Raw genomic sequence first — 3,935 nt, 5'->3', positions numbered from 1 at the left:
CCGCCGTCGCCGATGCCGAATAGTCCGAGGCGCCGGCCTCGCTGACGATCACTTTCAGTGGCTTCGGCCCGCAGTCCGCCGGCATGTCGGACAGCATGTCGGCCACCAGCTTTTCCGTCTCGCGGCTGCCGGTGCCGTTGCCGATCGAAATCAGCTCGACCTTGTGCTGGCGGATGAGCTTGGCGAGTTCCGCCTGCGTGCCGCGCACATCGTTTCTGGGCGGAAATGGATAGACCGTCGTCGTTGTCAGCACCTTGCCGGTGCCGTCGACCACCGCCACCTTGACGCCGGTGCGGATGCCGGGGTCGAGCCCCATCGTGGCGCGCGAGCCGGCGGGAGCGGCCAGCAGTAGATCCTTGAGGTTGCGGGCAAAGACGTGGATCGCTTCCTCCTCCGCCCGCTCGCGCAGATCGCGCATCAAATCGAGCGTCAGATGCAGCGACAGTTTTATACGCCAGGTCCAGCCCGCCACCTCCATCAGCCATCTGTCACCCGGAAGGCTGCCGCCGATGGCATAGGCATTGGCGATCATCCGCTCGACCGGCTTCACCGGTGAGGTGTCATCGGCATCGACCTCGATGTCAAGCGACAGCACTTCCTCGTTGCGGCCGCGCAGCATCGCCAGCGCGCGATGGCTGGGCACATTTGCCCAACGCTCGACATGGTCGAAATAATCGGAGAATTTCGCGCCGGCCTCCTGCTTGCCGTCGACCACCCTGGCCCGCATGAAGGCGCGCTCCTTCATGTAGCTGCGCAATTTGCCGACCAGATCGGCATTCTCGGCGAATTGTTCCGAAAGGATGTCGCGCGCGCCCTCGAGCGCCGCCTTGGTATCGGCCACCTCTTCGCTGACATAGGCCAGCGCCAGTTCGGCAGGCACCAATGAGCGGTTCGCCAAGATGGCTTCGGCCAGCGGCCCCAGCCCGCGCTCCCTGGCGATCTCGGCCTTGGTCCGGCGTTTGGGCTTGTAGGGCAGGTAGATGTCCTCAAGTTCCGCCTTGGTGGTGGCGGCGACGATCTTGCCTTCAAGCTCCTCGGTCAGCTTGCCCTGTTCGCGGATCGAGCCAAGGATGGTGTCGCGGCGCGCGTCGAGCTCGCGCAGATAGGCAAGGCGTTCGGCAAGATCGCGCAATTGCGTGTCGTCGAGCCCGCCGGTGACTTCCTTGCGGTAGCGCGCCACGAACGGCACTGTCGCGCCCTCATCGAGCAGTTCGATCGCCGCGGCCGCCTGTTCGGGCCGCGCGCTGATCTCGGCCGCGATGATGGCTGCAATGCGCTTGATGTCGGATGCCATGTCGTTCCTGCTCTCATCCAAAGAGCGGCGTCCATAGGCGCAGACCTCCGGCCCGCCAACCGCCGCGCTTCGATCAGCCCGGCGGGTCCACAGGAAAGCGTGCGCCAATGTGGCGATCGCGGCGCGCCTAGATCAGCCGGCTCAGCGCCTCGAAGAACGCGACGATCTCGATATCGAGCGGATCGTCGACAGGCTCCGGCTGCGACGACATCTTGGCGATCACCACTTCGGTCCTGGGATCGACATACAGCCACTGGCCATGAATACCGATGCCGCAATAGGCGCCGTTCTCGTGTCCAGTCTGGTACCATTTGTTGCGGTAACGGCCCTTGGGAAACAGTGGCAGCATCGCGCCGCGCTGCCAGGCGTCCGCACTGCCGCCAGTGCTGGTCGTGTCGCGCACCCAGGCTTCCGGTACGATGCGGCGGCCATTGGCCATGCCACCTTGCCGCATCATCTCGCCGACACGCGCCAGGTCGCGCGGCGTCACCGAAATGCCGCCGGCCGTGCGCGCCGTGCCTTCCATGTCGACGCCGATCGAGGCTTCGCTGACAGCGCCGAGCGGCAGCCACAGCTTCTCGCGCATCAGGTCGGTGAACCGCTGGCCCGACGCACGCTCGAGCAGCAGGCCGAGCAGGTCGGAATTCGGCGAGCGGTAGCGGAAGGTCTGGCCATGCGGCTCTGCAAGACGTTGCAGGGTCAGGATGAATTCGCGCAGGCTCTCCGTACCGCCGCCCGGATTCCACAGCGTGGCACGGCGATAGCGGGCGAAAGCACTTTCCGGATCGAGATAGGCTTCCTCGAAATCGAGACTGACGCTCATATCGAGCACATGCCGCACGCTCGCATCGCCATAGGCCGAGCCGGCGGCTTCGGGGATGTAGGCCGTCACCGGCGCTTCCGGGTCGAACACCCCCTCGCCTTCTAGTATGCCGGCAATGATGGCGGTCAGCGACTTGCTGATCGAAAAGATGATGTGGCGGGCGCCGAAATCCATATGCGGCGCGAACCAGTCGCCGACGATCCTGCCGCCTTTCATCACCGTCAGTGCGTCGGTGCTCGAACGTGCGAGAAAATCAGCCACCGTCTCCGGTGTGCCGGCGATCGCGACCTTCTCGCCGAGCAGGCCGCCCATATCGCGCACGGGGATTTCGACAACGCCCGACGTCGCCGCCACCCGGGCGGTCGGCACCAGTTCGCCGAGATTCTGGAACGACCACCGGTTGAACGGGTTCTCGCGCCAATTGGCGAGCACCACCTGGTTGCGCCGGAAGCCATAGCGGGTCTCGAACACGGTTTTGCCGGTCATGGCGTTTCCTTCCGGGTCGTTTCTTCTTTGTGGAGGCTCAGCGAAGTGCCGTGGCGATAGCGTGCACGGCTTTCAGCGTCGCTATGGAATAGGCACCATTGGCGAAATCCGGCCAGGTCGAAAGCTTCACCACGACCATTCCGGTGTTCCAGTCGATATGGATCATCTGACCGAACACGCCGCGGCACATCAGTGCGCGCGAGCGCGGGTCCTCGATCCAGAACTGGTTGCGATAGCTGCCCTCCGGCAGGCTGGGGCTGAAGTCCGGCCCATGCCTGCCGTTGCGCGTGTCCTCGACCCAGCCGGCCGGCACGACGCCGCCACCATTGTCGAGGATCAATTGGCCGAAGCGGCCATAATCGCGCAACGTTGCATTGAAGCCGCCATCGGCCACCGCATAGCCGGCGCTGTCGACGGTGAAGCAGGCGCTTTCGTCGGCGCCGAGCTTTTGCCAGAGCTCTTCCGAAACCAGCTGCGGCAGCCGTTTGCCTGTCACCCGCTCCATGATGAAGGCGAGCACATCGGTCTCGATCGAGCGGTATTCGAATTGAGCCCCGTGCGGGCGGATCGTGTCCTTCAAGCCCAGGATCAGCTCGAACATGTGCGAGGGCCAGCGAAAATCCGGATCGCTGCCCGGCGGCACCGGCTTCCAGCCGGTGGCGACATCGACCTGGCCGATGTCGGAATAGCGGTCGGTATATTCCTCGGAGAAACGCACGCCGCTCGTCATGTCGAGCACATGCTGCACATTGGCGCCGGCCCAGCCGGTGGCGCCGAGCTCCGGCAAATAATCCGTGACCGGCCTGGCCGGATCGATCAGGCGGCGCCCGACCAGTATGCCGAATACCGAACCGGTGACGGACTTGGCCATCGACTGCGACAGGTGCAGCGTGCGCTCACCCATGCCGTTGAAATAGCGCTCATAGGCTATCTTGCCGTCCTTGAGCACCAGAAAACCGTCCGTATAGGTCTCGTCGAGCAGCCCGGCGAGTGTCGTCGGCTTGCCCTCGCTGTCCTCGACCGCCAGCCCGTCAAGATCGACCTCGGCGCGTTCGAGACGGCGGCGATGGCCGTTGCCGCGCCAGACTTCGGCGGTCGGCAGAATTTCACGGATGTGCTGGAACGCCCAGCGGTTCCATGGCGGCCGGTCCCAGTCGAGCTTCGGCGGCACCATGGCGGGCGGCGAGCCCTGCATGATCGGCGGCCGCGGATCGCTGTTGCGATAGGAGTCCATGAAAGGCCATTCCCGGAAAAGAAAGACCCGGCGACATGTGCCGCCGGGTCCGTCATGCAGCGATTACTTCTGCAGTTCGGTCCAGATCTTGGTGTAGA

The 3,935-nt window shown here is 64.6% G+C and carries 3 protein-coding genes; all 3 read right to left on the bottom strand.

Annotated elements, in window-relative coordinates; all coding sequences use genetic code 11:
* Window positions 1–1,294, bottom strand: a 1,294-nt coding sequence (locus tag ENZ75_RS24275; RefSeq protein ID WP_281061271.1) for a Tex-like N-terminal domain-containing protein, incomplete at its 3' end; no start/stop codon positions are given.
* Between the two features lie 127 nt (window positions 1,295–1,421).
* Window positions 1,422–2,603 (bottom strand): serine hydrolase, encoded by a 1,182-nt coding sequence (locus ENZ75_RS24270; RefSeq protein WP_063168912.1) that lies wholly within the window; start codon window positions 2,601–2,603, stop codon window positions 1,422–1,424.
* 37 nt (window positions 2,604–2,640) lie between these two features.
* A complete protein-coding gene (locus ENZ75_RS24265; protein ID WP_024502675.1) occupies window positions 2,641–3,837 on the bottom strand; it encodes a serine hydrolase in 1,197 nt (398 codons plus the stop codon).
* Window positions 3,838–3,935: the final 98 nt, after the last annotated feature.

This window comes from Mesorhizobium sp. M7A.F.Ca.CA.002.04.1.1 (genome assembly GCF_004022805.1).
In the GTDB taxonomy this organism is placed as follows: Bacteria; Pseudomonadota; Alphaproteobacteria; order Rhizobiales; family Rhizobiaceae; genus Mesorhizobium; species Mesorhizobium ciceri.
Note: the sequence above shows the minus strand (reverse complement) of the source record. Positions and strands in the feature narration are given on the sequence as shown.

Coding starts and splice junctions, on each gene's coding strand:
- ENZ75_RS24265 (WP_024502675.1), bottom strand. CDS start 3,837: ATGGACTCCTATCGCAACAGCGATCCGCGGCCGCCGATCATGCAGGGC.
- ENZ75_RS24270 (WP_063168912.1), bottom strand. CDS start 2,603: ATGACCGGCAAAACCGTGTTCGAGACCCGCTATGGCTTCCGGCGCAAC.